Below are 1,140 nucleotides of genomic sequence, written 5' to 3' on the forward strand. Positions count from 1 at the left end.
CCTTTGAGTGCTTCCAGACGGTTTCCTGGCGGCACCGATAAATCCGCGAGGTCTCTGGCTCGGTTCATTTGAATGAGCTTCCGCAGGGCAACGCGCCCGATCGCAGCAAACCTTCGATTCTTCTCCGTCTGGAAAAGCGCTTGTGTGTCGGGGTCTGCGAAAGATTGAATCATGACGAACCCTAAATATTAGCGAACAGTGTAAACGAAAAACTTATCGCTTGCATGAGTCAATCCATGGTTTGAGAGGCAGCGTGTCGCGTCTGAGTTTTGGATCCAGTTTTGAGGCAACCGCACGGAGGGCGCCTATGTTAAGCGGTGGCATGTCGTTTTAGTTTTTCTTCTAAGAGTTTTTCCGCGAGCTTACGTTCGCGCGCGCGGCCAGTGCGTAGTGCATCGACGAGGGCAAGTAGCTCGTAAAGTTCTGGGTTGTTGCGAGCCGCTTGTGGGGCGCTGCGATAGAGTGGCTTGATGGCGACGCCTTGCATATCGCCATTTGGGTCGGGCCAGACAGGGATGGGCTGATTGGAGCCGGCAAATTGATTGGCTAAAGCGGGTGCGGCCCAAGCTGTCGGCATCCCACGAGTCATTTCCTTCGGAGCGACTGCGAAGGCATAGGGCACACCATGCACCAGGAAATTTAAGAATGCCTTCTTCTGAATGGATTTATCCATCGGGTTCAACAGCCTCGATTCGACTAGTCGACGTTCCGCAGCATGCACTTCGGAGGCGCTCATTCCCAGCGCTAGCGCCTTTTCAGCGTAGCTGGAGAAGGGGGCGCTTTGACACATGTTGAGCGCGACTATGATGTCTTGTGGCTTGATCATTAGGGTGATACACTATTCGCGAATCGCGAATCGTTAAGTTGGTTTTGACGAAGCTGAAGAATGGAAGCGCGCGCAAAATATAAAGATTCAGCTTTTCACGGGCTTGGGATTCCGTTTCAGCAATTAGGAGCTTAAAACGGGTCATGTCAGAATGGCACTGACTTAAGCAGCTTTATCGAGAATATCAGCAAGTGTGGATGCGTGTAAAACGTAGGGCTGTCACTTGTGACAATGCCATTGCATATTAAAAATATGATAAGCCAGCAACAATATCTGTACTTTGAATGAAAAGGATCTAATAAGTTTTGGATGGC

At 50.4% G+C, this 1,140-nt stretch carries 1 protein-coding gene; it reads right to left on the bottom strand.

The genetic code is table 11. The features are described 5' to 3' along the window. Positions 1-310 precede the first annotated feature (310 nt). Positions 311-826 carry a hypothetical protein gene (locus QEH59_RS18550; RefSeq protein WP_308986878.1) on the bottom strand — a complete coding sequence of 172 codons (516 nt, stop codon included), beginning with the start codon at positions 824-826 and terminating at the stop codon, positions 311-313. Positions 827-1,140: the final 314 nt, after the last annotated feature.

Origin of the sequence: Thalassobacterium sedimentorum, from assembly GCF_031127905.1 — a bacterium.
Taxonomy (GTDB): domain Bacteria; phylum Verrucomicrobiota; class Verrucomicrobiia; order Opitutales; family Coraliomargaritaceae; genus Thalassobacterium; species Thalassobacterium sedimentorum.

Bases quoted from the DNA above. Each gene is read 5' to 3' on its own strand.
- QEH59_RS18550 (WP_308986878.1), bottom strand. From the start codon at position 826: ATGATCAAGCCACAAGACATCATAGTCGCGCTCAACATGTGTCAAAGC.